The following is a 25,144-nucleotide window of genomic DNA, read 5'->3' as shown; positions in this document are numbered from 1 at the left end:
GATGGCGGGTCTGCGACAGGGCTCGGCTCTAGCCGCCGCAGTGGTCGCCGCGTCGGTGCTGCTGTGGGCCGCGGCGGGCACCGCCGCCGCCCAAGACGCCGCAGACGCGGGCGCAGACGCCGAGGCTTATGACGCGCCGTGGCGGCAGTGGCAGGCGGCGCTTCGGGGGGCCGCCCCGGAGCTGGAGGGGCTCGTCGCCGAGTGCGCCGACCTGCTGGCCGCCAACGACCCCGACTGGGCCACCAAGGGGTGCGAGAGCGCGTCGGAGCACTGGGTCGGCGCGCAGTCGGTGACCGAGACGTGGTTCAGCGGCGACAGCACGTCTGCGCAGACCACCCTGGGCGTGCCCATCACCAACTACAACATCTACTTCGACGGCGGCGGGACCTTCAGCGTCCACCGCAAGTTCTTGGGCCAGGCCATCTCCTGGGTTTGGTCGGGCGGCATCGTCGCGCTGCGGTTCGCGACGTGGGCGTTCGACTGGGTGTCCGAGGGCCGCCTCACCCAGGTCATCCAAGCGGTGCCGAGGCTGGTGGCCGACACGCTCAACACCTCGCTGGTCCACGGCCTGCGGCTGAGGGAGGTCGCTATGACCACGCTGGCCATCGCCACGGGCTGGTCGGTGATCCGAGGCCGACACGCCCAGGCCGCGGGCAACGCCGCGTTCGCCATCTTGGCGATGGCGGTGTGCGGCCTCATCTTGGCGAACTTCGACGGCTACTACTCCGGCGCGCAGGACACCAAGAACAAGCTCACAGCCGCCGTGCTGGAGGGCGCCCACCAGCAGACCCCCGGCGGGTCGGACACGGTGGCGCTCACCTCCCCGCTGATGGACTCGGTGGTGCACCGGCCCTGGCAGCGCCTCAACTTCGGCCGCGAGCTGCAAGGCCCGTGCGAGATCGCAGTCGGCGCCGGCACGCTGCACCGCGCCGCAGGCTCGGGCGACCACTACCCCCGCAAGCAGATCAAGAAATGCGACCCCGACGGGCCGCTGCTCGACGCGTTCAACCGAAAGCCGACCACGGACCGCCTCTTCGGCGGCACGGCCGTGCTCGTCGGCCATCTCGCCCTGGCGTTTCTGATCCTGTCTACCGCGCTGTTGGCGCTGTCGTCGGAGCTGCTGTTGGCCGGGGCGTTCGGATTCCTGCCGGTGGTCGCCGCCGCGGTCGCGTTCCCCGGCGGCAGGAGGCTGGTGGAGGGCTGGGTGTCGATGCTGCTGAAGGGCATCACCGGGCTGGCCGCGGGCGTCCTGTTCCTGCGCCTCGCCGTCGAGGTGCTCGACGCCATCAGCGCCGCCAACGCCGATCTGGGCATGCTCGACCTGTTCGCGGTGATGGTGCTGGTCGCCATCGCGGCCATCAAGCTCCGCAAGGCGCTGCCCGAGGCGGCATCGAAGATCTCGGGCAACATCGGCGCGAGGCTCTCATCGGCTGGCAGCGGCACCGGAAGCGGGGGCGGGGCCGCGCTGGCCGGAGCGGGGGGCGCAGCCGCGGGCCTGCTCGCCGGCGGCTACCTCTCCGCGCACCTGCTCGGCGGCCAGCCGCCCGCCCGGGCGGCCCGCCACGCCGCGTCCAAGGCCCGCGCCATCGGATCGGGCGTCGCAGCCGCGGGGGCCACGGGCGTCGCCGCCTTCTCCGGCCAGCACGGCGGGGGCAGGCTGTCGTCGATCACCTCCAAGACCAAAGCCGGCGGCGGCTCAGGGCTTGCGGCCGCCGGCGCGACCGGCGGGCTCGCCGCGCTGGGCCAAAAGGCCCATGCCCGCCGCCACGCCCAGCAGGCGCTGGCGGCGCGCGACCCCAACAAGATGAGCGAGGCCGAACAGACCGCGGTGGCCGACAGGATGGACCAGGCCGCCCACAGCAACCGCCGAGGCGACCAGCTCATGGCCGCGCAGAGCAAGCTGACCCGCCAAGACGCCCTCGACCATCTCGCCCAGTCGAAGCGCAAAGACATCAGAGAGGCCATCGCGGCGCGCGCCGACAACACCCGGTCGCGCGCCGACGAACTCGCCATGGACCCGTCGCGGCGGGTGCGCGCCTCAGCAGTGGCCACCGGGGCGGTGTCCGCGGACGCCGCGCTGGCCCAGCGGCGCACCAGCGGCGCGACGCGCCGAGCATCCGGCAAGCTCGCTGCCGACCAGCCCCGACACCGGCCCGCAGCCGACAGCGGCCCGCCGACCGCCGCACAGCCGGACCACCCCAGAACAGGCCGCCGCGGCACCCACGACGCCCAGGCCCGGCCCCTCAGCGAGCACGCCGCGCCCCGAACACAGCACACCGACCGGGCAACCGCCGAACGCGGTGGCGAGGGCGGGCCCGCACCCCAGCCCGGCGAGCACCCCGCCGCAGCCAACGAGCAGGCCAGGACAGACCGCCAAAGCGGCGACAAGGACCCCCGCAGCAGCCCGCGGGAACAACGAAACGCCAGCGGGGACCGCCTATCAGACACCGAAACAGGCACCGGGACAGGCACAGACACCGACACAGGCACCGGGACAGGCGCAGACCCCGGAAAGGGCGAGGGGCCGGGGCGATGAGCGCGAAGAAGGCGTCGAAGCTGATCGGCAGGGCCCTGCCCCCCAACGCCCAGGTCGCGCTGCGCGGCGTTCGGGCGGCTGGGCGCATCGGGCGGGTCGTCCGCCGCCGGTGGCCGTGGTTCGCCGCGGCGGCGGCGCTGTTGGCGCTCATGGCCGGCGCGGCCTTGGACACCGCCGGGTCGGGCGTTGCGGCCAGCACAGCCGAGCAGGCCCGCCGAGGCGGGGTGCCCGCCCAGCTGTGGGCCGCGTACCAGCACTCGTCGCGGCTGTGGTGCCATCCGGCGTCCGGCGCGGTGTGGATGGCGGACGCCGACGGCGATCCGCAGGGGCGCGGCGAAGACGGCGGCGGCTGGCACCGGGCGGACTGGCGGCTGGTGGCGGCCGTAGGCAAGATCGAGTCGCGCCACGCAGCCGCAGCGGACATCAACGCGTTCGGGGATGTGTCGCCGTGGATCGTCGGGCCGGCGCTCGACGGCACGAACCCGCAGTACGAAGTGGTCGCCGACACCGACGCGGGCACATGGGACCTCGACGTGTCCGGCGACCGGGCTGCGGGGCCGATGCAGATCCTCCCCTCGACGATGGCCCGACTCGGCGCAGACGCCAACCGCGACGGAATAGCCGATCCGCACAACGCATGGGACGCAGCGCTGACCGCGGCCCGCCTTTTGTGCCTGGCCGGCCCCGATACGCGCCACGCGATCCTGGCCTACAACCGCTCCGAGCAGTACGCCACCGACGTGACCGCCGAGTACGTGGCGCTGGTCGCGGAATTCGACGAGGACGAGGCGGCGCTTTTGCCCGATGGGCTGCCGCTGGGACACGCCGCGGTGCCCGAGGGGTCGCCGCTGGAGCAGGCGCAGCCGATGATGGCGTCGGTGGTGGCCCGCTGGGCGGCGCTGAGCGGCTTCCGCGCCGACGTGGAGCCCCACTGCGTCGAGGGCCGGTGCGCGTGGGCGGTGGACGAGGCCCCAGAGATCGTCGGCGCCTGGCAGGACGCCCTGGCCGGCATCGGCTCTGAGGGGCCGATCGTCGCCGAGGGCAAAGTGCTGTTCGCCGGAGACACGGCGCGCTGGGCGCAGCTGCCCCAACTCGCCGCCGGCGCCGGGCTGGGCTGGCCGCTGGCCGTGAACCCGCCGCCGTTGGCGGCGTCGCCCGACATCGAAGGGGCGGCGCCCGAGCACACGGTCGCCCCCCGGTGGTGGCCCTACCACCTGGCTGCCGGCGATCCGGCATGGTCGGCCCCGGCGCCGGTGCTGGCGCTGCCCGCCGTCGCGGGCGCAGTGGTCGCGTCGCCGGCTGACGGCAACGCCGCTGCGATGGCGCAAGACTGCGTGAGCGTCGCCGACGAAGACGGCTGGGCGTGGCAGCTGTGCGGCATCGAGCCCCGCCGGATCGCCGGCGGCCCGGTGCGGGCCGGGCAGATGATCGGGACCGCCGCGGGCGGCGAGGTGGCGGTGGCGCTGCTGGCGCCCGGCGGGCGCCCGGCGTGCCCCGGAGCGGTGTTCGCCCACTGGGCGGGCGGAAAGCCCTGGTCGCCGCAGGCAATCGACGACGCCTACGCCGCCTCAGACGGCGGGGCGGCCGAGCCCGCCGGGCCTCCCGCGGGGTTCCCCCCCGAGCCGACCGCCGCGAATGCCGGCCCCACCGCCGCGGCCCAAGCCGAAGCTGGCCAGGCGGACCAAGCCGGCCAGGCGAGCGAAGCAGACGAGGCGACCGAGGGCGGGCGGGAATCCGAGTCCGATCCGAATCCGATCAGGGAGTGCGCCCATGGGTGAGCAGGAAACCCGGCCGGCCGCGGGAGGGGCGGGGCGCGAGTGGTGGTTCGAGTCGCCGAACATGTGGTGGCTGGCGGTGCCGGCCATCGGGGTGCCGGTGCTGTGGTGGTCGATGGGCGTGTCGTTCGTGTTGGGCACGTGGGCTGCGGGCCGCTCGATGGGCTGGCCCGCCACCACGGTGCTGCTGCGGGCGGTGTGGGGTCTGGCCCAGGGCCGGCGCTTGGACGAGGCGTGGCTGATGGCCGGCGGCGGCGTCACGGCGATTGCGACCGCGTGGTGGCTGGCGGTGTTCGCCGTTTTGGCGGTGGCGGTGCCGGTGGCGCTGGGCGCGCTGGCGGTGGAGTGGCGGGCGGCGGGCTGGCCGATGCCGTCGATGCCCGCCGGGGTGCCCGCGGGGCTGCTGGCGGGGCGCAAGAACCCGGAGCGGCCCGAGCGGGACTTCATCCGGCGCCGGTGGCCGGTGCCCGCCCCCTACGACTACCGGTGCCCGGGCCCGGGCGTGCTCATCGGACGCTACCGGCGGCGCCATCTGGTGGCCGCGGACGGCCTGCCGGTGCTGGTGGTGGGGTCTACGGGCTCGGGCAAGACCCGCCGGTTCCTGGGGCCGAACACGGCGCACTACCCCGGCCCGGTTGTGGCCACCAGCGTGAAGCAGGACTTGGCCGAGCTGGCGCTTGAGCACCGCAAAGCCAAGGGCAGGGTGTACGGGTTCGAGCCGACCGGGCGGCTGCACGGCTGGATGGCCGCCAACGGGATCACCCCGGTGTCGTGGGACCCGGTGCGCTACATGGCCGCCGACCCGACCCGCGAGAACGCCGACATGCTGGCGCAGTTCCTCGCCGGCCAGGCCAGCGCGGCGGGCCAGGGAAGCCAGGCGGTGTGGCCGAACCTGGTGCAGGCCGCGCTGAGCGACATGCTTTTGATCGCCTCGGAGATCGGCGCGCCGTTGTCGACGGTGGTCGGCTGGATGACGAAGCTGTCGGTGTTCGCCGAGATCGCCGAGGACACGGCGCTGCGCAGGAAGCTGTCGCCGGAGGCCAAAGAGGCCCTCGACCAGCTCGCCAGCGACGCGAAGAAGGACTCCCGCATCGCGGGGTCCATCGAGGCGACCGCGCACGAGCTGACCCGCAGCCTGAAGTGGACGGCGAAAGCCGGCGCCAAAGTGGTGCCGGTGCCGGTGGACGTGACCGTCAACGGCGGGTCGGACACGCTGTTTCTGATCGCCGACCACTCGTCGCAGTCCACCCACGAGGCGCTGTTCGGGGCGGTGCTGCGCCATCTGTTCCACGTCGCTGAGACCGCGGCGCTCGACCCCGACGTGTCCCACACCCGCCCGCTGTTCGCCCTCGACGAGTTCGCCAATCTCGCCCGCTTGAACGACATGCCGAAGCTGATCTCGACGATCCGGTCCCGCGCGCAGGTCATCATCGGCATACAGACCCCCGCGCAGCTCGCCGCGAGCTGGGGCAGGGAGCACGCCACGACGATCATGGACAACTGCGCGGTGAAGGTCGTTCTGCCCGGATCGTCGGACTCGGCGGCGCTGCAGACGTTCGTGACCCTCACCGACGAAGATGACGACGAGTCGGCGTTGGCGACCGCGGCGGGCTGGCGGATGATCGAGGACGGCTACGCGATGGCGGTTGCCGGCAACCGCAAGCCCTTCAAGTTCCAGCTCGCCGACGCCGACCGCTGGCTCGGCGGCCCCGGCGGCGGTCCCGCAGAAGCGGGCGATCCGCGGCCGGAGGCGGAAGGCCCGCCGGAGCCTACCGACGACGGGCCCGACGAGGCGCCCGGCGAGTTGGAGCCTTTCGAGGCCCCGGGCATCGCGGAGGCCGTGGCGGGAGACGGCGGCGGGCAGCCCGTCTCCGAGGGCCCCGGGCGGCTGTTCGACTACCCCCCGGAGGCGCCGGATGTGCCGCCCTACGAGGTGCTCTATGAGACCCCCGACGTAGACGCCCTCGACAGGTTCGCGGGCGCGAGCCTGCTCGCCGGCATCGACCGCGGCGAACTGGCCGAGGCCCACGAGAACATCAGGGCCCGACTGACCCAGGCCGTCCCCTTCGCCGACGCCGCGGAACCCGCCGTACCCGGCGGCGAGCCCAGCGACGAGGGCGCCGGCAGTGCCGGCGGGTGGCTGCCGCCTCCGGTGCTGGGGGCGGACGACGCGCTGGGGATCAGCGTGGAGGGCGTCAAGGCGGGGCGGCCCGAGGCCGCCCCGCGATACGAGATGTTGACGTTCGAGGACGCGGACGGCGCGTTCGGCCTGCACCCGTCGGGCTGCGTGGTCGACCTTTCGGGAACACAGCAGGAGGAGGTGCGCCATGGGCACGAGCTCTGCGGTGTATAAGACGGAGCGGGCCGCCAGCGTCGCCGCGCACATCGCGGCGGCGCTGGCGGCCAGCGCGGAGCGGTCCCATGCGGACGAGCGCTGGACCGGGTGCTGGGACGCCATCGGGCCGGCCCAGCCGCACGACCCGGTCAACAACACGGTGTGGTCGGGCATCAACCGGTACGCGCTGGTGGCAGGCCGCACCGCCATCGGCGGGGCGCCCACCGGCGCGTGGGCGACCGAGGAGTCCTGGCAGGGCTCCGGGCGCCGCCTGCGGGCAGGGGAGCCGGGAATCGTCACGCTGCACGCCGGTCCCGGCGGGCTGCGGGCGGTGACGGTGTACAACGCCTGCCAGCTTGCCGAGCCCGCAGCCCCCGACGAGCGGTTCGCGGCCCCGCCGACGCTGGAGGCCGCCGACATCGACCGCCTCTTCGCCGGAGGCGGGGTGGCGAGCACCGAGGAGGTCCCGGAGCGCCGGGCGTCGCAGCTCGCGGAGGTCGCCGTCGCGCAGACCGGAGCGGCGCTGGGCCGCCCGTCGGGCTGGCAGGACGCCCGGGAGAGCCTCGTGGGAGTGCTGGCGTCGCAGGTGGCGACCAACGCGCTGGGATTCCCGTACTGGCCCGACCGCCCGGCCCCCGACGTGGTCGAGGAGTGGTCGGAGCTGTTGCGCGGCCCCGGCGGCGGCGGGGCCGTGTTGGCGGTCACCGCGGACGCGGCCCGGCTGGCCGCCGCAGTGGTCGAGCAGGTCGCCGCCCGCCAGCTCGAAGCCCCGCATCAAGGCGCGCCCGCCCCCGGCGCCAGCTATTCGCACCCGTTCATCGACTGAAGGAGAACCCCATGGGCAACAACAGCATCGACACCACCCGGCTCCGCAGGGCGCTCGCGGCCGCGGCCGCGCTGCTGGCGATCGTCGCAGCCGCCGTCGTGGCGGCCAAGTGCTCGTCGCCGTCGCGAGTCGTCACCGCCCCGGCGCAGGGCCCCTCGGCGCAGGACGCGTCGGCGCCGGTGAACGCGGCGGCGGCGGCGCAGGCCCGCCTCGACGATTGGGCCGGCCAGCGCGTCGCGGTGGCCGGCGTGGAGTGGCTCGACGCCGACGCGGCGGTGGTGACCGCCGCGCTGGCCGGCGGCGAGCACGTCGCGATCACCGTGGTCCGCACCCCCGCGGGATGGCAAACCCCGTGGCCCCCGGCCGCAGTGGCGGCAGCCCCGGTCGTCCCGGTCGAGGCGTACGGCGACATCCCGCCCGCGGCCGCCGGCGACGTGCGGTGGCAGACCGCGGTGGGCTTCTTGGGGGCGTGGCTGGCCGGCGACGACCCGTGGCGGTGGACCCATGCCGGGTTCCGCCCCGACCCGCCCGCGGTCGCCTACCCCGAGTGGTCGATCACCGGGGCCGGCCAGCCCCTGGCGGTGCCCGGAGCGCCGATAGCGGTGCTGCCCGTAGACGTGGACGCCGCCGCGGCGGGCGGCGCGCAGCGCCGGTACCGGTTCTGGGTGGCCGTGCGGGCCGATGCCGACGGGCAGATCGGCGTCACCGCCCTGGCGCACCGGCCCCCGCCCGCCGCGCCTCGGGCCGAATAAGTCGCAGGCGCCGCTAAAATGGCCCGCAGAGACCGCACCAGTCCCGACCAGCTCTGCCTGTTCGGCCCCGACCAGGAGGCCCCCGATGATCCAGCTGACGCTCCCAGCGCCGGAGGTGGCCCCGCTGCGCCACCTGGAGCCGGTGCCGGCGCTGGAGGAATGGGCGCTGGCGGCGTGGGAGTGGCAGGCGATGTGGACGCCGTACAGCCTGGGCAAGCTGATGCGCCGCACCCCGGCCGGCACGGCGACGCAGGACCACGTGACCGCGCACTTCAACGAGGTCGGGGACCGGTGCTGGGCGATGTGGGCCCAGATCAAAGACCACCAGACGCGAGCCCTGCCGCCGGGGCTGGGCGACCAGCAGATGCGCCACGCGGAGCGGGAGATCGACCGGCAGGCCGCGCAGATGGTGCGGGCCGAGTGGGTCCAGATCCCCAAGGAAGTGGACTACCCGGCCTACGACCCGGCCCTGGACTGCGAGATGTTCGAGATCTCGGGCCTGGAGTACCTGGGCCGGGCCGAGCTGGCCGAAGGGGTGATCTGGGCGGCGACGCAGGCGACCGGACCGCACCAGCGGACCCCCGCGCAGATGACGGTGGCCGACCTCCAGCACACCCTGGACCACAGGATCAGCCGGGCGGAGCGCCACCTGGTGTTCACCCAGGCGGCCCAGTGGGCCCGCAGGGCCACCAAGAGCGCCCAGACCGCCCCGGAGGGGCTGCGGGGCCTTCTGGCCTATCCGATACCGGCGTACTGACCCGCCTTGGGGGCGGGGACTACGCCCCGCCCAGCGGGGACATAGGGAGGATCAACGCCAACCTCCGCGCCATCGAGATCGCCAAGGCGGGAGGGCCTAAAAACGACGAGGAGCTGCGCGAGCTGGCGCGGTGGTCGGGGTGGGGGGCGGTGCCCAGCCTGTTCGAGCCCGGCTCGGAGCTGGCCGAGCGGTTCGGGCCGAGGCTGGCCGAGCTGTTGGACGGCGAGGAGATGGCCCTGGCGTCGGCCACCACCCCCAACGCCCACTACACCTCCCCTGAGGCCGCAGAGGCCATTTGGCGGCTGGCCCGAAAGCTCGGCTTCGAGCGGGGCTGCGCCATCGAGCCGGGCTGCGGGCCGGGCGTGTTCATGGCCACCGCCCCCGACGGCGCCCGCATAACCGGCGTCGAGAAAGACCCGACCACCGCGGCGATCTGCCGGGCCGCCCACCCCGGCCACACCGTCATCACCGCCGATCTGGCCGACGTGGCCCTCCCCGGCCGCTTCGAGCTGGCGATGGGCAACGTGCCGTTCTCGGGGATCGTCAAGCCGTACGACCCGGTGGTCTCCGCGGACCGGGGCCTGAACCTGCCCAACTACGCGCTGGCCAAGGCGCTGTGGACGCTGCGGCCCGGAGGGCTCCTCATCGCGATCACCTCCACCGGGACGCTCGACGCCCTCAACCCCTCCCAGCGCCAACGGCTCGGCGAGCTGGGCTGCTTCCTCGGCGCGATACGCCTGCCGGGATCGGCGTTCGAGCGCCAGTCCGGCACCGGGGTGACCACCGACATCGTGGTGTTCCAGCGCCGCGGCCACGACGGCGAGGGCGCCGCGCCCACCAGCGCCGAGATCGAGGCCGACACCAGCCTGCTCATGGCCCCGTGGAAGGACACGGTGGAGGCCGTCCGCCCCGACGGCGGGCCGTTCATGAAACCGGCCCGGACCGCAGACGACGGCACCAGGATCCCCGCCGAGGCGCACTGGCACAACCGGTGGTACGCAGACCACCCCGATTTGGTGCTGGGCCGCTGGGAGTCCGGCGGCCTCTACGCCGCCGACCAGCTCTCCGTCCGCTACGACGGCGACGAACTGCAAGGCGACCTGGAGGCGGCCGTGGACCGGCTGGCCGAAAGGATCGAGCTGGCCCGCCCCCTCCCCGCCCCCGCCCTCGAGGCCGAAGCAGACCACGCCGAGGCGTGCGAGCCGCCGCCGGGCTGGCAGCGGCCGGCGTGGGCGCAGGAGGGGAGCATCTTCGCCTGGAAGACCCAGAGCGGAACCCGCACCAAAAAGCCCCGGTACCGGTTCGCCCGCATCAAACAGGGGCGGCTCGCGGAGCACGCCGGCCCCGCCGAGTCGAACATCGGCGCCCGCATGGAGCTAGCCCTGGTGTGCGCCGTGCGCGACGCCCACCGCGACCTCACCGCGGCTGAGGCCGCCAACCTCCCAGACGCCGACCTGCGCCGGCTGCGGCAAACGCTTGCGGCGCGCCGCCGGTCGTTCATCGCGCACACCGGCAGGCCGCTGAGCCACTACAAGGTCCAAGCGCCAAGCCGCGCCGGCGGCGACACCGAGGAGCCCGCCGCGTCGGGCGGGCTGCGCCGCGTGTACCCCAAGCTCGGCGGGTTCGCCGGGTGGGCCGGGTCGCCCGCCGACCCCGACTACCTGCGGGTGATCGCCTTGGACGACTACAGCCACGAGACCGGCGAGTGCGCCGAGGCCGACATCTTGTCGCGGCGGGTCAACACGCCGCCCGAGGCCGCGGTCGAGGCCGCCACCCTGGCCGACGCCGCGGCCGCGTCGATGGGGCGGCGCGGCCGCCTCGACTTGGAGTACATGGCCGAAATCACCTCGTTCGAGTGGTCGCCCGACGACCTCGCCGAACAGGGCGTCGCCTACCTGGACCCGTTCCCCGACGGGGGCGGCCCGCCCCGGTGGGAGGCCGCGCCCCGCTATCTGAGCGGCGACGTGCGGGCCAAGCTGCGCCTGGCCCGGCGGGCCGCAGCCGAAGACGGCGGCGGCAAGTACGCCCCCAACGCGGAGGCGCTGGCCGCGGCGGTGCCCGCCGACATCGCGCCGTCCGACATCGCGCTGGGCTGCGGCGCGCCGTGGCTGCCCGCCGAGGACGTGGCCGAGTTCATCTGCGACACCCTGGACATACAGAGCTGCGACGTGGAGGTGTCCTACTCGCCCGACAGCGGCTGGGCCATCGGGTTCGCCGGCACCCTGGCCACCCAGGGGGAGGACATGGTCTCGGTGTGGGGGACCTCCGAGCGGCCCGCCCCCAAGCTGTTGCAGGCCGCGTGGGCCAACAAGAAGATCGAGATCACCCAGACCGCCCCCGACGGCTCCCGCGAGCCCAACCACGCCGCCATCGCCGCGGCCCGCGCCAAAATCGACAAGTGGAACGCCGAGCTGCGCCGGTGGGCGTTCGACACCGACCCCGAGCGCTGCGACCGCCTCGCCGCCTTGTACAACGACACCTACAACTGCTTCGTCGCCCCCCAGTACCCGCCGGAGTGGCTCGGCCACCCCGCCGGGCTGATCGACTCGTTCACCCTGCGCGACCACCAGGCCTCCGCGGTGTGCCGGATACTGCACGAAGGCGACGTCTTGCTGGCCCACACCGTGGGGGCGGGCAAGACCGCGGTCATGGCCACCGCGGCGATGGAAATGCGCCGGCTGGGGATCTGCGCCAAACCGCTCATCGCCGTCCCCAACCACCTCGTCGCCCAGTTCTGCCGGGAGATGCAGACCCTGTACCCGAACGCGTCGATCCTCATGCCCGACGGCGGGGCCACCCCGACCGGCCAGCGCCGGCGCAAGGAGTTCATCGCCAGGGCCATGAACGGCGACTGGGACGCCATCGTCATCCCCCTGTCGTTCTTCAACCGGCTGCCCGCATCGCCCAGCGCCGTCGCCGCTTTCAACGCGCAGCGCATCGCAGACCTCGAGGCCCAGCTGCGTGGGGAGGACGACGGCGGACCCGCCGCCGGCGCGGCCAAGGCCCGCCAGAAGGTCATCGAGCAGGTGCTGGAGAACCGCCGCCAGGAGAACAAAGACCTCGCCCACCGCCAGATGGCGCTGTGGCACCAACAAGGCGTCGCCTTCGAGGAGCTCGGCGTGGATTACGTCATGGTCGACGAGGCGCACTGCTTCAAGAACCTGCCGCTGGTCAGCCAGAACCGCGACTTCGCGCAGTCCAGCCCGTCGATCTGGGCGCAGGCCATGGAGGTCAAGGCGTCCGCGCTGCGCGCCCGCAACCGCGAGCTCGGCGTCCACCGGGGCGCGCTGACGTTCGCGACGGGCACGCCGGTCACCAACGCGCCCTGGGAGATATACGTGATGCAGCGCTTCTTGCAGCCCGGGCTGCTGCGCCAGCGCCGGCTGTGGTCGTTCGACTCCTGGGCCGCCGAGTTCGCGGAGTCCGTCCTGCGCGCCGAGCCGTCGCCGCGGGGCACGGACTGGAAGGTCAAGAGCCGGCTGCGGGCCTACAAGAACCTGCCCGAGCTGGCCGGGCTCCTGTCGCTGTGCTGCGACATCAAGACCGCCGCCGACCTGGACCTCGACCGGCCCGCGATCGCCGGCGGCGCACCCGAGACGGTGCTGGTGCACGGCTCTCCGCGGATGGTCGCGTACCAGGAGTGGCTCCAGCGGCGCTCCGAGAACCTGGGCGAGAACCCCCAGTGGGACAACATGCTCAGCATCTGCAACGACGGGCGCAAAGCCACCCTCGACATGCGCCTCGTCGGCGTCGACCAGCCCAGCCCCTCCAAGGTCCAAGCCTGCGCCGAGCGCGTCGCCCGAATCAGGGACGCCCACGCGCAGCGGCGGTTCCTGGACCCCGCCGCCGGCACCGAGCACCCTGCGCCCGGCGCGTGCCAGATCGTGTTCTGCGACCTCGGCACGCCCGGCCAGCACAAGGCGTTCACCGTGTACGACGCGCTGGCCGGCGAGCTGGAGGCCCGCGGGGTGCCCCGCGCCGAGATCGAGTTCGTCCACGACCACGACAGCCCCGCCGCCAAAGACGCCCTGTTCCGCCGGTGCCGCCAGGGCGACGTGTCCGTGCTGGTCGCCTCCACCGCCAAGGCCGGCACCGGCGTGAACATCCAGACCCGGCTCGCCGCTTTGCACCACCTCGACCCGGCCTGGACGCCGGCGAACATGGAGCAGCGCGAGGGGCGCATCGTGCGGTCGGGCAACCAGTTCGACGAGGTGCAGATCATCAGGTACTGCCAAGAGAGCAGCTTCGACACCTTCATGTACTCGACGCTGGACTCCAAGGCGCAGTTCATCGCCCAGTTCCTGTCGGGGCGCCACCACGGGCGCACCATCGAATACGAGGACAGCGGCGAGGCGATGGGCACCGACGACTTCGCCGCGGCCATGGCCGTGTCCTCCGGCGACCCCAGGGTGGTCCGGCGCGCCGAGCTGACCCACGACATACGCGAGCTCGAGCTGCTCCAAGAGGCCCACGACATCGAGCGGTGGCGCACCTCGAACCGGCTCAAGTTCTGGCACCAGTCCCTGCCGGCGAAGCGCGCCAAGCTCGAAGCCCTAAAACCCCTCACCGTTCCCCCGCAGACAGCCGGGTCGGTCCGGGTCGCCCCGGGCCGCAGCCCGGACGCCGACATCGGCAACTCGCCCGACGAGCAGCTCCGCTACGAACTCGAAGCCGTCTACCACCGATGGGAGGACGCCGACACCCGAGTCGCCGAGATCGCCGGCCTCGAAGTGGCCGCCCGCCACGTCGTCAACGACGACATGCGAGCAGTCGAGGTGCGCATCGGCCCGCCAGAGGCAGGCATCGGCTTCACCATAGAGGGCCGCGACATCGCCGCGGGCCGGCTGCGGCCCGCCACCCGCGTCGCCAACACCGTCAACAAGATCCCCGACACAGCCGCCGACACCGCCGCCGACATCGACCGCATCACCCAGTCCATCCCCATAGCCGAGAAGCGCATCCACCAGGACTGGCCCCACGCCCAAGAGCTGAGAGACAAAAAGACCGAGCTCAAAAAAGTCGAGGCCGACCTCTACGCCAACCCCATCGAGCGCGAAAAGGACGAGGGCTTCTACAAAGCCCTCCTCGCCCAGCCCGAAAAGCGCAAGTCGGCCAGCACCCTCGTCAACCTCGGAGAGTTCGCCCACCAGCCCGCACCCCCGCCCCAACGCGGCGACAACGGCCCCGGCGCACACAGCCCCGGCGACAACGGCCTAGGCGCAGACGGCCCCGCCGCCGCCGAGGGCCTGCCAGCTGCTAGCCGCGGCCGCGGGGTCTCCACGGGCGGGGCGGGCATCGGGCTGTGAACCGCCCGGGCAGCCCAGCTCCGCGGCTCCGGAAGCGAGCGGAAGACCTCAAAAAGTCCGCTCGCTTGCAGTATTCGAGCGATGTGCGAGACAGAAAAGCCTTTGACCTGCCTAGATGTCGGGAACATGGTTTCCGCTCGGTGCGGTCGACGATTTTGCATATCTCCGCTCGCTTGCAATATGTTTTCTCCGCTCGCTTGCAAGGGGCGGGCGGGCCCGTCGCCCCGGCGGGCCTTTGAACCCAGTCTGAGACAAGGAAGGTGCCTCCTGTGACCACGTGGCCGACACCCGCTGGAACTGTCCGATGAACGACTGGCCTCTCCCGTTCAAGCTGCGGCTCGCCGGGGCCGCAGGCGTGCTGGTGGCGGTCGTCGTCGTGCTGGTCGCAACCGGCGGCGGGGGCGGCGTGCAGCGCGCGCCGGTGCCCGTCACGACCGAGGAATGGCAGGCCGGCCGGGAAGCCGGCGGGTGGGTGCCCGTCGAGGTCCCCTCCGAGGCGGCGGCTTTCGCCGCGGCCCCCGCCGAGATGGGCGGCGACAGGATCGCCGCCTTCGACTTGCCCGCCGGGACGATCGTCACCGCCGAGATGCTGCACCCGCCGGGCGCCAGGATCGCCGACGACACCGCGACCACGGTCTGGGTGGCCGCGGACACCGGGCGGTGGCACGGCGGTCCCACAGCGGGAGAGTTGGCCGTGTTCGCGGCCGAGCCCGCCGGCTGCGCCGCCCTGGAGCTGGAGCTGGTCGACGTAGAGACCGGCCAGGTCGCCGTCGAGGCCGGCCCCGACCTGTTCGCCGCGCTGGTCGAGGGCGAGCCGTGGACCGTGTGGGCCTCCCCCGCGGCGGGCTGGGAAGACCGGTGCCCCGCCGAAGCAGCAGACCCCGATGAAGCAGACCCCGAAGATGAAGCTGACCCCGCAGCAGGCCCGAATACCGGTGAGGCAGGAGCCGCGGGGGGCAGCGCCGGGCCCCGGAGCGATTCCGAGGCGACTGAGGGGGCGGGCTGATGCTGTTGCTGGTTCGGGACCACAAGATCGACGACGAGGTCGCGGAGTGGGTGACGGCGGCTCTGTTCGAGGGGGTTACCTCCACAGCGCCGACCGCGGTGATCGCGGCGAACGCCGTCGAGACCGACCAGGCAGCCCGCTCGGGGCGCCCGGTTGTGCTGTCGCTGCGCACCGACGAGCCCGCCGTGCGCCTGGAGGCCGCGGCGGCGTCTGCGGCTGCGGTCGTGTGGGTGTCGACCACCGCCGGGGCGGGCGTGCGGTCGAGGCTGCGGCTCGACGCGGTGGGCCGGTGGGCGATCCCGGTGACGGTGGTGACCCTGGCCGACGCCGAGCCCGACGCCAAGGAGGCGGCCAGCGGAGGCGTCAAGGTGGTCTGGGTGTCGCCGGTGTCGGGCCCCAAGCCGCTGAAGACGCTCAAGAAGCTCGGCCGGTCCCACAGCTCGGCCGCGTCGCGGCCGAGGCGGCTGGACCAGCTCGACAAGGAGACGCACCGGCTGTCGGCCGCGCACGCCGCGATGTCTCGCATCGAGGACTTGTTGGCCGACACCGGCGTGGAGGAGTACCAGATACGCGGCGGCGAGTTCATGCTGGTGCAAAAGACCAGCGGCCGGTTCGAGAGGCGGCACTCGCCGTTCACCTCCGACGACGAGCTCATCGAGACCACCCGGCACCTGGCCAGCTTCTCCGGGGGGATGCCCCAGCGGTTCGACAAGCTCGACTACCGGCTCGACATCAGGGTCGGCGAGCGGTGGAGGCTGCACGCCGAGGCGTTCATGTGCCAGCCGCCCACCATGGTCCTGCGCTCGAACATGGCCGGCATGGCCAGCCTCGAATCGCTCGGCGTGGCCGACCCGCAGCTCCAGGCGATCCTCGTGGAGTCGGTGTCGGGGGCGGTGCGGGCCAACGCTGTCGTCGCCGCGGCGATGGGCGGCGGCAAGACCACTCTGGTGCAGTCGCTTCTGTCGCACGTCGACGCGAACGAGCGGATCGACACCATCGAGGACACCCCGGAGCTGCGCCTGTCCCAATACGGCATCCACGCCAACACCTACGAGCGCCTCACCCGCGACGAGAACGCCGACGGGGTGGGCAAGGTGAGCATGGGCGACCACATCCGCGACGCCAAGCGGGCCAACTCCACCAAGCTCGTGATCGGCGAGACCCGGGGCGAGGGAACCCTCGACGTGCTCGACGCCATGACCTCCGGGCTCGACGGCTGCCTCGTCACCCTCCACTCACGGCCCGGCGCCGGCGTGATGGCCAAGCTGACCGCCTACGCCTGCATGGAGGGCGCCGACCCGCGCTACGCCCGCCAGCAGATCGCCATGGCCGTCCACCTGCTGGTATGGATGGGCCGAAACGACGAGGGCGAGCGGGTCATAGCCGACGTGACCCAGCTGACCGGCTACGACGAGCGCAGCGACACAGTGTCCACCCTGCGGCTTTGGACGCTCCAGCCCGGCCAGCGGTGGGCGCGGCCCGTCAACGAGCCGGTCGGCCTCATCGCCGACGTGTACCGCTCAGCCGGCGTAGCCGCCGAAACCGGCGCCGGGGCCGGCTGATGGGCGCCTACGCTGCAACCGTCGCCGCCGGCGGGCTCGCGCTCGCCGCGGTGCTGCTGTGGCCCGCGCGGCCCCGCGTCGCCCGCCGCTTCGCTAGACGGGGCGCCGCCGCTGTGGCCGAACGGGTGTCGCCGGGCAGCCTGGCCCGGGCCGCGGCCCCCGCAGCCGCCTTCGGCGCGGGCACGGCAGTCTGGGGGGCGGGCATCGGCCTCGCCGCGGCCATCATCGCCGCGCTGGCCGGATGGTCGCTGGCGATCAGGGCCCGCTCCGCGCTGAACGTGGCCGAGGCCACGCAGATCGCCCAGTTCACCAGCGGGCTGGCCAACCAGGCCGCCGTCGCCCCGACCGTGGTGGAGGCCATCAAGGACGCGGCGCCGCTGGTGCCGGGCCGGGTGGGGCAGGCGGCCCGGACGATGGCCGAGGAAGTGTGGATCGGCAGCCTTCCCGAGGCCGCCGACCGCTTCGCCGCCACCGTGGGACGGCCGCTGGCCGCGATGTGCGCCAACGTCCTGGTAGAGGCCCACTCCGGGGGCATCCAGTGGGCGCAGCTCGTCCACATCCTCGACACCGAGGCGGCAGAGGCCGCGGAGACCGCCCGGCACTTCCACCGCCATGTGGGGCGGATGATGGGCCAGATCGTCTCGACGCTCGTCATGGCAGTCGGCGTGGTGGCGATCACCGCAAGGCTGGCCGGGACCGCCGGGGCCTGGCTGGTCTCCGGCGACGGCCAGACGATCCTGCTGGCAGCCGCGGCCCTGCTGGGGCTGCTGCACGTGTGGGTGCTGGGCCGGGCGCAAAGGGAGCTCAGGTGACCCCGCTCGTCGCCCTGTCCGGAGCGGTGTGCGCGGCGCTGCTGCTGTTGACCAGCCCCCGCGGCCCGGCCGCGGCGGTGGACGCAGCCGCGATGGGATGGTCGCCGCGGCGGGTGGCCGCGGCCGGATGGGCGGGCTCGGCGGGCGGAGCGGCGCTGTGCGGGACGGTGGCCTCGATCTTCGCCGGCGCCGCCGCGGGGGTCGCCGCGGCGGCGCTGGCGGCCATGTGGCTTCCCTGGCTGGCGCCCGGCGCGCTGCGCGCCGCGGTCTTGAACTCCTACAGCCTAGAGCGCGACATGAACCTGCTCGAGTGGTTCCGCCGCATGCGGCTCCTGTCCGCCACCGGCCTCCCCATCAACGCCGCGGCCGTCGATGCGTCGATGTCGGTCACCGGGCGGGGATTCACTCCCGCCCAGGGCCGCATCAGCGCCGCGCTCGCCGCGGGCGCAGACCCCCTCGCCGTCGTCGTCGACACCATCTCTGGGTCCCCGGCCGAGCCGCTTTTGAAGGCCGTGATCTCCGCGGAGCGCTCCGGGGCCGCGTCCACCGGCCTGTTGGACCGCACCCTGGCCCGCACAGTGCGCGCCTTCGAGGCCGACCGCCGCCAAGCCGTCGACGGCATCGCCCGATCCGTCGGGATCACCGCCACGCTCACCTCCGTGGTCACCGGCCTCGTCGTGATGCTGGCCGTCATGTCGAGCCTCTGACCCGGGAAATGAACCCCGAACAAGACAAACAAGAAACCCGAAAGGAAAAAACCGTGCAAAGCGCCATAGTCCAAATGATCCTCATCGTGGTCGGCATCGCAGTGGCGGCCATCGTGAGCATCGTCGTCTACAACCAGGTCACCGACCGGGCCGAGACAGTCAACGAGCAGACCGACGTCATCTACGACTACGACACCATCACCAACCAGACCCTGTGCGAAGCCGTCGGCGGCACCTGGGACTCCGCGAAAAAGACGTGCGCGGAATAGGGCGGCCCCCCGCGGCCGCCAGGACGCCCGGGGCGGTGACCCCGCGTGGTTGAGGCCATCATCGAGATCCGGTTCCTGGCCGTGATGATCGCGGTCGCCGCCTTGGTGTCGATGGCCGCGTTCAGCGTGGCCCGAGTCGGGGCCGAGCGCGCCGGCAGGACAGGAGAGCTGACCGACACCCAGTGGGCGCTCATCTCCACCGCCGGCCTCTGCGACGCCGCCGGCGGGCAGTGGACGCCGCCGAAGGGCCTGCAAGGCCTCAGCGCCGGAGCCTGCACCCCCGCGGGCCGATAGGGAGAGGCGATGGAGACGCCGATCATCGTGCTGCGCACATCAGTGCTGTTCCTCGTCGCCTTCTTGCTGGTGGTGTGGCAATACGCCAGCCACACCACCCGCCTCGCCGCGGACGCCGCCGCCCAGTCCGCGGCGGCCGCCGCCGCCGCCGAAGTGCCCAACGACTGGGGCTGCGACCCCGACCACCCAAGCCTTTCGGGCGCGGGCCAAAACCAGGCGTACCGGGCGGTCGCAGCCCGCCTCGGCCAAGGCGGCGTCAAGCCCAAGTCCGTCACCGTGACCGCAGCGGGCTGCAACATCGCGGCCACCGTCACCGTCGGCGGCCTTTCGGCCCGCTGGTCCGCCCTCGAGCACACCGCCGTCGCCTGCTCGGCCCCCAGCGCAAGCGGCCCGCTGGTCGCAGCCGGCAGATGCTGAGGAGCAGGCGATGAGCGACGCGGTGACCCTGCTTTTGATCCTGCCCGGCCTGCTGCTGGCCATGATCTTCGCCGACGCCGCCGGCGACCGCGGCACGGCCAGCTACCGCGCCTCCAACTACGCCGCGCTAGCAGCCGACCACGCCGCCGACCAGATCGCCGCCGACCCCCTAAACGCCGCCCTGTGGGCCCAGACCGCCCAAGCCGTCGAAGCCAACGGGCGGCTCTCGGTCTGGGGCGACTGCGTGCAATCAGACCCCCGGTTCGACATCGGCCTCCACGCCCAGCCCGAACCGCCCGCCCCGCCCTCATCGGTCGCGGTGCTGGTCACCTGCCCCATCCACACCAGCGCGGTGCTGGCCGACGACACCGTCACCGCGATGTCGGTGCGCCGCATCCGCTAGGACCCGCCGTGTACACCGCCATCGTGTACCTGTCATTAATCTGGGCGTGCGGATTCACCGCGACGGCCATCGGCGACCAGGCCGAGCTCATATCGGCCCGCAACCTCGCCGCCATCCGAGCCGAGCAGACCACCGACGCCTACACCGCGAGCTGCGCCACCGGCACCTGCGACAACGCAGTGCTCGCCACCACCGACGACGACGCCCCCGGCACCGCCATCCAAGCCTGCCTCGCCGGCAACGCCCTCATCGTCGAAGTGTCCATCCCCGTCAAACCCCGGCTGTGGATCGCCCACAAAACCGGCACAGCACGCATAGCCGAAGTCCTCAACGAAGGCGCCGCCGCCAACCTGCCCGCCTGCCCGACGTGACGCAGAAATGACCGGCATCGAGGCCACCAGAGCCGTCTACTACACCCGGCGCAAAGCCACCCCCACCGGCCGCCGCGAAATACGCAAATGGGCCCGCTCGGTCGTCTGGCTGGCCGGATTCTGCGCCTACGCCGCCTGGGCCGCGCACAACGGGCTGCTCGAAACCGACCCCGAAACATGGACCGCCGCCTACCACCAGATCACCCAAAACGACCTCGGCAAACAAGCCGCCAGATGCGCGGCCACGACCGCCGCCGCCACCTGGGCGATAGTCGCCGCACCCGCCCTGTCCTGGATCATCCGGCGAAGGCCCTGGAGGCCCCACAGCGGCGGACTGCACCTGTTCTCCCCGGTGTGGGACCTGCCCCGCCCCCGCCACCAGCCCATCCCGCCCCCATACTTCCCGCCCCTCCAACCCGACACCGACACCGACCGCGACACCGCAACCGCCCAGCCCGCCGCGACCGCCGATCCCTCAGAGCCGCCCGCAACCGCCCAGCCCGCCGCGACCGCCGACCCCTCAGAGCCGCCCGCACCGGCCCAGCCCGCCGCAGACCACCCGGGCGGACCCCCACAGCCCGAACACCGCGCCGAAACCCCCGCCCAACCCCCCGCAACCCGCGAAGAGCTGCTCGCCCGAGCCGACGGCCTCAAAGCCCGCTGCGGAAAGGTGTTCAACCTGTACTGCTCCAACAGGCCCATGCGCAAAGCCCGCGAGTCGCTGCTCGCCGTGCTCGTCGCCGCCGGCGCCAATCGGGCCAAAACCGACGAGGTGGCCGGCATCCTCCGCTCCACCCAAGAGAACGTCCGCAGCCTCATGAGACGAGCCGAAAAAGACGGCTGGGTCATCCGCGAGAGCCCCGCCGACTGGGCCCTCGCCCCACAAGTCAAAACCGACATCGCCCTGCTCGTCGACGCCGTGGACCAAAACGACGAACAAACCGCCGAAGCCATCGCCGCCACCATCGGACCACCCCTGCCCACCGTCACCGACGAATGGCTCGACCAGCTCATAGCCGACCCCACCCCCCGAAAAGAACTACGCCTCGCCGCCGCAGAAATCCTCACCGCCGCCGCCGAGCAATGGCCCCAAAACCCCGCCTGGCTCGCCGCCACCGACCGCCTCTACGGCGATGCCTGAACACCGCGGCAACCGCCCCCCACCAAGCGGGACTCCCAACGGCCCGCCGCACAATGTGACCGAGCCCCACAACAGCGTCGCCGCGAACACCCGGACCCCCGACTGCGTGATCGCAGTGGGCATCCAAACCGGGTTCATCGCCCCGCCGACCCAGCACATCCCAGCCGCAGTAGAGAGCTTCCTCGCCCGCGCCCGCGTCGAGCACCGGTTCTTCACACGCTTCATCAACCCCGGCCCCGGCGGGCCGTTCGCCAAGCTGCTGGGCTGGCACAAGCTCCAAAACCCCAAAGAGACAGCCCTGGCCCCAGAGGTAGAGGCGCTGGCCACCTCAGTGGTCGAAAAAAACGGGTACTCGCCTTTCTCCGGCACCGGCCTCGCCGCCGAACTGGAACGGATCGGCGCCAACACGGTGCTGGTATGCGGCATCGACACCGATGTCTGCGTCCTCTCAACCGCCGCCGGGCTGTTCGAGCTGGGACTCCACCCAGTCGTGGTCGCCGACCTGTGCGCCAGCACCGGCGGAACAGCCGCCCACACCGCGGCCCTGACCATCCTCCCCCGCTACACAGGAGCCCACAACATCATCACCACAACCGACCTCCAAACCCACAACTGAGCCAGCCGCACCCATCAGACGCCGACAGCGCAGCATCTTTGCCGCCGCCGCAGAACAACGACCACAAGACCCCGCCCGGCTCGCCGCCACCGACCGCTTCTGCGGCCACCAGTAACGGGCCTCCTTAGCCAGGCCCTCGAACACACCCGCTAGAAGCGAACAAGCCGATACCGGTTAGATTCTGCAGTTTTCGCGGACGGGTTTGATGGCCTCGGGTAAACCGGCCAGGTCGAACGACGCGACTGGTGAGATGGCCGATCCGTCGTTGGCCTGGAGTTTGATGCTTCTTCGGTGTGGATGGGCGTGTGCGCGAAATGGCGAACTCCCTGCTTGAGGGTTCGCGGAGATCGTGCTTTGGAACGCGTTTTGCTCGATTTTGGCGCGTTCTCTCTATTTCCCCAGTTCAGGAGGTTGTGGATTTACTTTGAAGCATTGGTGGCCAGCGCTTTGATTTCGTAGCCGCGACCGGCTTGTCCGATGATTTTCGCAAGTTTGCTCACCCGTTGTGGCCGCAGCCTCGCCTCATGGTGCGCTCTGCTCCCGCCATGTAAACCGCCTCCGGCATTGGTGGCTCGATGGCTGTTGGTGTTGGCTGGCTGCTCTCAGGCAAGGGCCATGTAGCGAGAGCCTCGCGGCGTGAGACGAATCACATTCAAGGGAAGCTCGGAATGGGGGGTGCCTTCTCTTGCCCTCAGGCTCTTCCATACGAGCCACACCTCTTCAAAGTGCCGCCGGTCGATCAACGAGGCGAACGCAATCCATGAAGGGGGATGTCTCAAGAGTTTCTCCATGCCCAAGCCCACTGCAATGGCATAGTTCGGGTCGAGGTGCATGACCAACCACTTCTGGCCTGGCAGCGCACCTGCCTGGTTCCTTGCCGCCTTGCGAGTGATCTCCCGGTTGGTCGACTCCGCGGCCTTGGTCGAGCCGACTGACGAGAGGTCTACCGAATAGCCGTCGTAGGAGACCCTCAAGCCGCCGATGCCACCGCTTGGTGCTCGCTGCGCCCGGAAAAAGGGGAATATTAGCAGCTCCCCTCCTGGTTTGAGCCGACCGTCGATGTGTTGGTTTGCGAGGTTCACAGCCCCCTCGATGGTTCCCATTTGGCTCTCTGCCCTAGCCAGGAACTCCAACAGAATCCCGTCGATCTTTTCGCCGCTCCTTTTCCGCTGCCTCCTGTCCTTGTCCAGGTTGCCCCATGCTGGATTGCTGTGGGTATCCCCCATGTTCAACGAGGCGTGCCACTGATATCTGAGCTTGCCGTCTGCACCTTCAACGACACGCGGCTCACCACGATCCCCCTTCCCCCACTGCTCGCCTGTCTCGCTGGTCAACTCGGTTATCTCAACACGCACTGGAGGCGCTTCAGAGCCGGGCAAGGCCATGTCTACATCGTGGGTGCCGTCCGAAGCCGAGGAGTCACGCCATTGAGGTTCGCTTCCGACCACGACCCGCTCTAGAACGCTGAAGCAAACCAGTTCGCTCTCACGACGCAAAGACCTGAACGCTGGCCTGGGCTTGCGGCTCGCAGCGTCGAATCGTCGGTCCAAATGCGGCTCGGGAAACGGGGTGATCTCCAGACTTAGTTCACACTTGCCCTCACTGGACTGTCCCCATAGCGCCAAGCCAGAGTCTTGGCTGCCTCCCGCACTGGACCGAATCGCTAGTTCCTGTTCGATCTGCTCGACGGCCAATTCGCCGAGAGCGACCATCGTCTCAACGTGTTCAAACACGCCATCGAACACCGAATCGGCTGAACGGGCGATCTCGGCTGGAGACCTGTTGAATCTGAAGTGAGCCTTCAGCCAAGAGACTCGGGCAAAGGAAGAGTGTCGGCCAAGAGGCTCCGAATGCCTGTAGTAGTCCTGACCGTCTACAACTCGCCCTTCTCGCCATCTGGCCTCGGCTCGCAAATGGCTTGCAACTCGCTCCCACGCTTCTCGAATCACACCCGAAGGTCTCCCGCTTCCCGCCAAATCCTCCCCTGCGTGCCCTCTTTTCGTCTCATTGCGGCACGATAGCTGCCCACGGGCCGGATACCGCTCAGCACACTCTGACGTTCACTCAAGGAAACGAGCCGATTTGCCTCCGCGCAAAGGTCTCGCCTGATACGAAATCGACGCTGGCCAACTGCCTCGCCAAATTCGGTCTCGGTGGTCTTATAGCCGTCGGCCTGCGTCCATGACTTCGAGCACGTCGGCCAGGACCCGAGCCTGGTGCAGCTTGAGCGTGACGCTGAATCCTCTGTTCGTCTCCTTGTCTGCAAAGGAGAGGCTGAACCGACGATCTGACGGGTGGATGGTGATGTCCGGTAGTGCTTCTCCTGCGGGGTCGTGCTTGGGCGACGACGCGTAGATCGCGCGGTCGGAGCCGTTGTCGAGTCGGTGTCGGATGGCCTCCGCGACCGCCGAGTTCGTGAGCGTCAGTTCGCTTCTTATGCAGTTGGAAAACGCGCATGTCGCGAGCACGCGTCTTCCTTGGCGTAGGCACATCTCAGAGGAGAACCAAGCATGAAGCGATTCCTCTCCCAGGATGGTTGCTCCCCGCGGCCTCAGCTCAAGGGTTCCGTAGCGCACTTCCTTGGGGCCGTTGGGCTTGTACCGCACACGCAGCGATACCCCCTTGGCCAGCTTGCGGCGAGACTTCGCGCGCCACCACTCCCAACAGCGCTCCACAATGAACGCGCCAACAATGCCAATAGCAACCGACAGCTCTGGCGCAGTTCTGGTCGCTAGTCCAACCGCGGTGACCACAATGACGGCCAAAGCAGCCCAGAAGCCCGCCCGGAGCTTCAGCGCGTAGGCGCGGCACTGCAAATCGAGGATTTCCCGCCACAGATGCACGAAGGGCTTGGCGAGCGGACACAGCGCCCTGTGCCAAAGCGCGTCTTCTCGCTGCCACAACCTCAGGCTGTCTGAGATGTCGGTTCCGGTCAGGTCGAAGAACCAAGGCCCGACGGGCACCGCGGGATTCGTGACCCGCTCGACCTTGCGCTTGGGTGACAGGAGAAACCATTTTTTCACCCCCTCAGAATCGACCAGCGTCACCTCTCTGCGGCGGTTCGGTGCCAGCAGACGACCACGGTTCTCATTGCTGATAACTCGATAGTGGGGAGCTGGGAACGCGTAGTGGAGCAGGTCGCCTTCACGCAGCGACCCAACATCGGTGGTCTCGGTTGTGATTGTCAGTGTCGGCTCGGCGTAAACAGACATTCGGCAGCTCCTTGAAAAGGGCTGTTCAGCTTGCGAACAGCGGGTAG

The 25,144-nt window shown here is 71.2% G+C and carries 20 protein-coding genes; 18 read left to right on the top strand and 2 right to left on the bottom strand.

Translation table 11 applies throughout. The annotated features are described in order from the left end of the window. Window position 1: 1 nt before the first annotated feature. The 18 genes from ACOGXA_RS11260 to ACOGXA_RS11175 all read left to right on the top strand — a co-directional run bounded on the left by ACOGXA_RS11260 (window position 2) and on the right by ACOGXA_RS11175 (window position 21,885). A complete protein-coding gene (locus tag ACOGXA_RS11260) occupies window positions 2-2,536 on the top strand; it encodes a hypothetical protein (protein WP_419923966.1) in 2,535 nt (844 codons plus the stop codon). Then, window positions 2,533-4,314, top strand: coding sequence for a hypothetical protein (locus tag ACOGXA_RS11255; RefSeq protein WP_419923965.1), 1,782 nt, complete (start codon window positions 2,533-2,535; stop codon window positions 4,312-4,314). The genes ACOGXA_RS11260 and ACOGXA_RS11255 overlap by 4 nt, the downstream gene beginning before the upstream one ends. Beyond that, entirely contained in the window at window positions 4,307-6,664 is a 2,358-nt protein-coding gene (locus ACOGXA_RS11250) for a type IV secretory system conjugative DNA transfer family protein (protein WP_419923964.1), read from the top strand. The genes ACOGXA_RS11255 and ACOGXA_RS11250 overlap by 8 nt, the downstream gene beginning before the upstream one ends. After that, the gene (locus tag ACOGXA_RS11245; RefSeq protein ID WP_419923963.1) at window positions 6,639-7,472 is read left to right on the top strand and encodes a hypothetical protein; all 834 of its coding nucleotides are present in this window, start codon (window positions 6,639-6,641) and stop codon (window positions 7,470-7,472) included. The genes ACOGXA_RS11250 and ACOGXA_RS11245 overlap by 26 nt, the downstream gene beginning before the upstream one ends. Before the next feature lie 11 nt (window positions 7,473-7,483). After that, window positions 7,484-8,224 carry a hypothetical protein gene (locus ACOGXA_RS11240; protein WP_419923962.1) on the top strand — a complete coding sequence of 247 codons (741 nt, stop codon included), beginning with the start codon at window positions 7,484-7,486 and terminating at the stop codon, window positions 8,222-8,224. A gap of 85 nt (window positions 8,225-8,309) precedes the next feature. Next, entirely contained in the window at window positions 8,310-8,981 is a 672-nt protein-coding gene (locus ACOGXA_RS11235; RefSeq protein ID WP_419923961.1) for a hypothetical protein, read from the top strand. Beyond that, window positions 8,897-14,287, top strand: a complete 5,391-nt coding sequence (locus ACOGXA_RS11230) for a helicase-related protein (protein WP_419923960.1) — start codon at window positions 8,897-8,899, stop codon at window positions 14,285-14,287. The genes ACOGXA_RS11235 and ACOGXA_RS11230 overlap by 85 nt, the downstream gene beginning before the upstream one ends. 277 nt (window positions 14,288-14,564) lie before the next feature. Continuing rightward, window positions 14,565-15,293, top strand: coding sequence for a hypothetical protein (locus ACOGXA_RS11225; protein ID WP_419923959.1), 729 nt, complete (start codon window positions 14,565-14,567; stop codon window positions 15,291-15,293). Next, on the top strand, window positions 15,293-16,855 hold the full coding sequence (locus ACOGXA_RS11220; protein WP_419923958.1) for an ATPase, T2SS/T4P/T4SS family: 1,563 nt from the start codon (window positions 15,293-15,295) through the stop codon (window positions 16,853-16,855). The genes ACOGXA_RS11225 and ACOGXA_RS11220 overlap by 1 nt, the downstream gene beginning before the upstream one ends. Further along, window positions 16,855-17,667, top strand: a complete 813-nt coding sequence (locus ACOGXA_RS11215) for a hypothetical protein (RefSeq protein ID WP_419923957.1) — start codon at window positions 16,855-16,857, stop codon at window positions 17,665-17,667. The genes ACOGXA_RS11220 and ACOGXA_RS11215 overlap by 1 nt, the downstream gene beginning before the upstream one ends. Next, window positions 17,664-18,374, top strand: coding sequence for a type II secretion system F family protein (locus tag ACOGXA_RS11210; protein ID WP_419923956.1), 711 nt, complete (start codon window positions 17,664-17,666; stop codon window positions 18,372-18,374). Before ACOGXA_RS11215 ends, ACOGXA_RS11210 begins: the two co-directional genes overlap by 4 nt. A 53-nt stretch (window positions 18,375-18,427) precedes the next feature. Continuing rightward, window positions 18,428-18,643, top strand: coding sequence for a hypothetical protein (locus ACOGXA_RS11205; RefSeq protein WP_419923955.1), 216 nt, complete (start codon window positions 18,428-18,430; stop codon window positions 18,641-18,643). Window positions 18,644-18,688: 45 nt separating this feature from the next. Then, window positions 18,689-18,937: a hypothetical protein gene (locus ACOGXA_RS11200; protein ID WP_419923954.1), complete on the top strand. Its 249-nt coding sequence runs from the start codon at window positions 18,689-18,691 to the stop codon at window positions 18,935-18,937. 9 nt (window positions 18,938-18,946) lie between these two features. Further along, window positions 18,947-19,354 (top strand): hypothetical protein, encoded by a 408-nt coding sequence (locus ACOGXA_RS11195; RefSeq protein WP_419923953.1) that lies wholly within the window; start codon window positions 18,947-18,949, stop codon window positions 19,352-19,354. A 10-nt stretch (window positions 19,355-19,364) separates the two neighbouring features. Next, entirely contained in the window at window positions 19,365-19,757 is a 393-nt protein-coding gene (locus tag ACOGXA_RS11190) for a hypothetical protein (RefSeq protein ID WP_419923952.1), read from the top strand. 23 nt (window positions 19,758-19,780) lie between these two features. After that, entirely contained in the window at window positions 19,781-20,128 is a 348-nt protein-coding gene (locus ACOGXA_RS11185) for a hypothetical protein (protein ID WP_419923951.1), read from the top strand. A gap of 7 nt (window positions 20,129-20,135) precedes the next feature. After that, on the top strand, window positions 20,136-21,269 hold the full coding sequence (locus ACOGXA_RS11180; protein ID WP_419923950.1) for a hypothetical protein: 1,134 nt from the start codon (window positions 20,136-20,138) through the stop codon (window positions 21,267-21,269). Then, window positions 21,262-21,885 carry a cysteine hydrolase family protein gene (locus ACOGXA_RS11175; protein ID WP_419923949.1) on the top strand — a complete coding sequence of 208 codons (624 nt, stop codon included), beginning with the start codon at window positions 21,262-21,264 and terminating at the stop codon, window positions 21,883-21,885. The genes ACOGXA_RS11180 and ACOGXA_RS11175 overlap by 8 nt, the downstream gene beginning before the upstream one ends. Before the next feature lie 602 nt (window positions 21,886-22,487). On the opposite strand, the gene ACOGXA_RS11170 is transcribed toward ACOGXA_RS11175, so the two are convergent. Next, window positions 22,488-23,270, bottom strand: coding sequence for a hypothetical protein (locus ACOGXA_RS11170; RefSeq protein ID WP_419923948.1), 783 nt, complete (start codon window positions 23,268-23,270; stop codon window positions 22,488-22,490). A gap of 774 nt (window positions 23,271-24,044) precedes the next feature. Beyond that, on the bottom strand, window positions 24,045-25,097 hold the full coding sequence (locus ACOGXA_RS11165) for a hypothetical protein (protein WP_419923947.1): 1,053 nt from the start codon (window positions 25,095-25,097) through the stop codon (window positions 24,045-24,047). Window positions 25,098-25,144 lie beyond the last annotated feature (47 nt).

The organism is Candidatus Poriferisocius sp. (assembly GCF_965208475.1).
Classification (GTDB): domain Bacteria; phylum Actinomycetota; class Acidimicrobiia; order Acidimicrobiales; family Bin134; genus Poriferisocius.
This window is presented reverse-complemented; position numbering and strand designations above follow the sequence as displayed.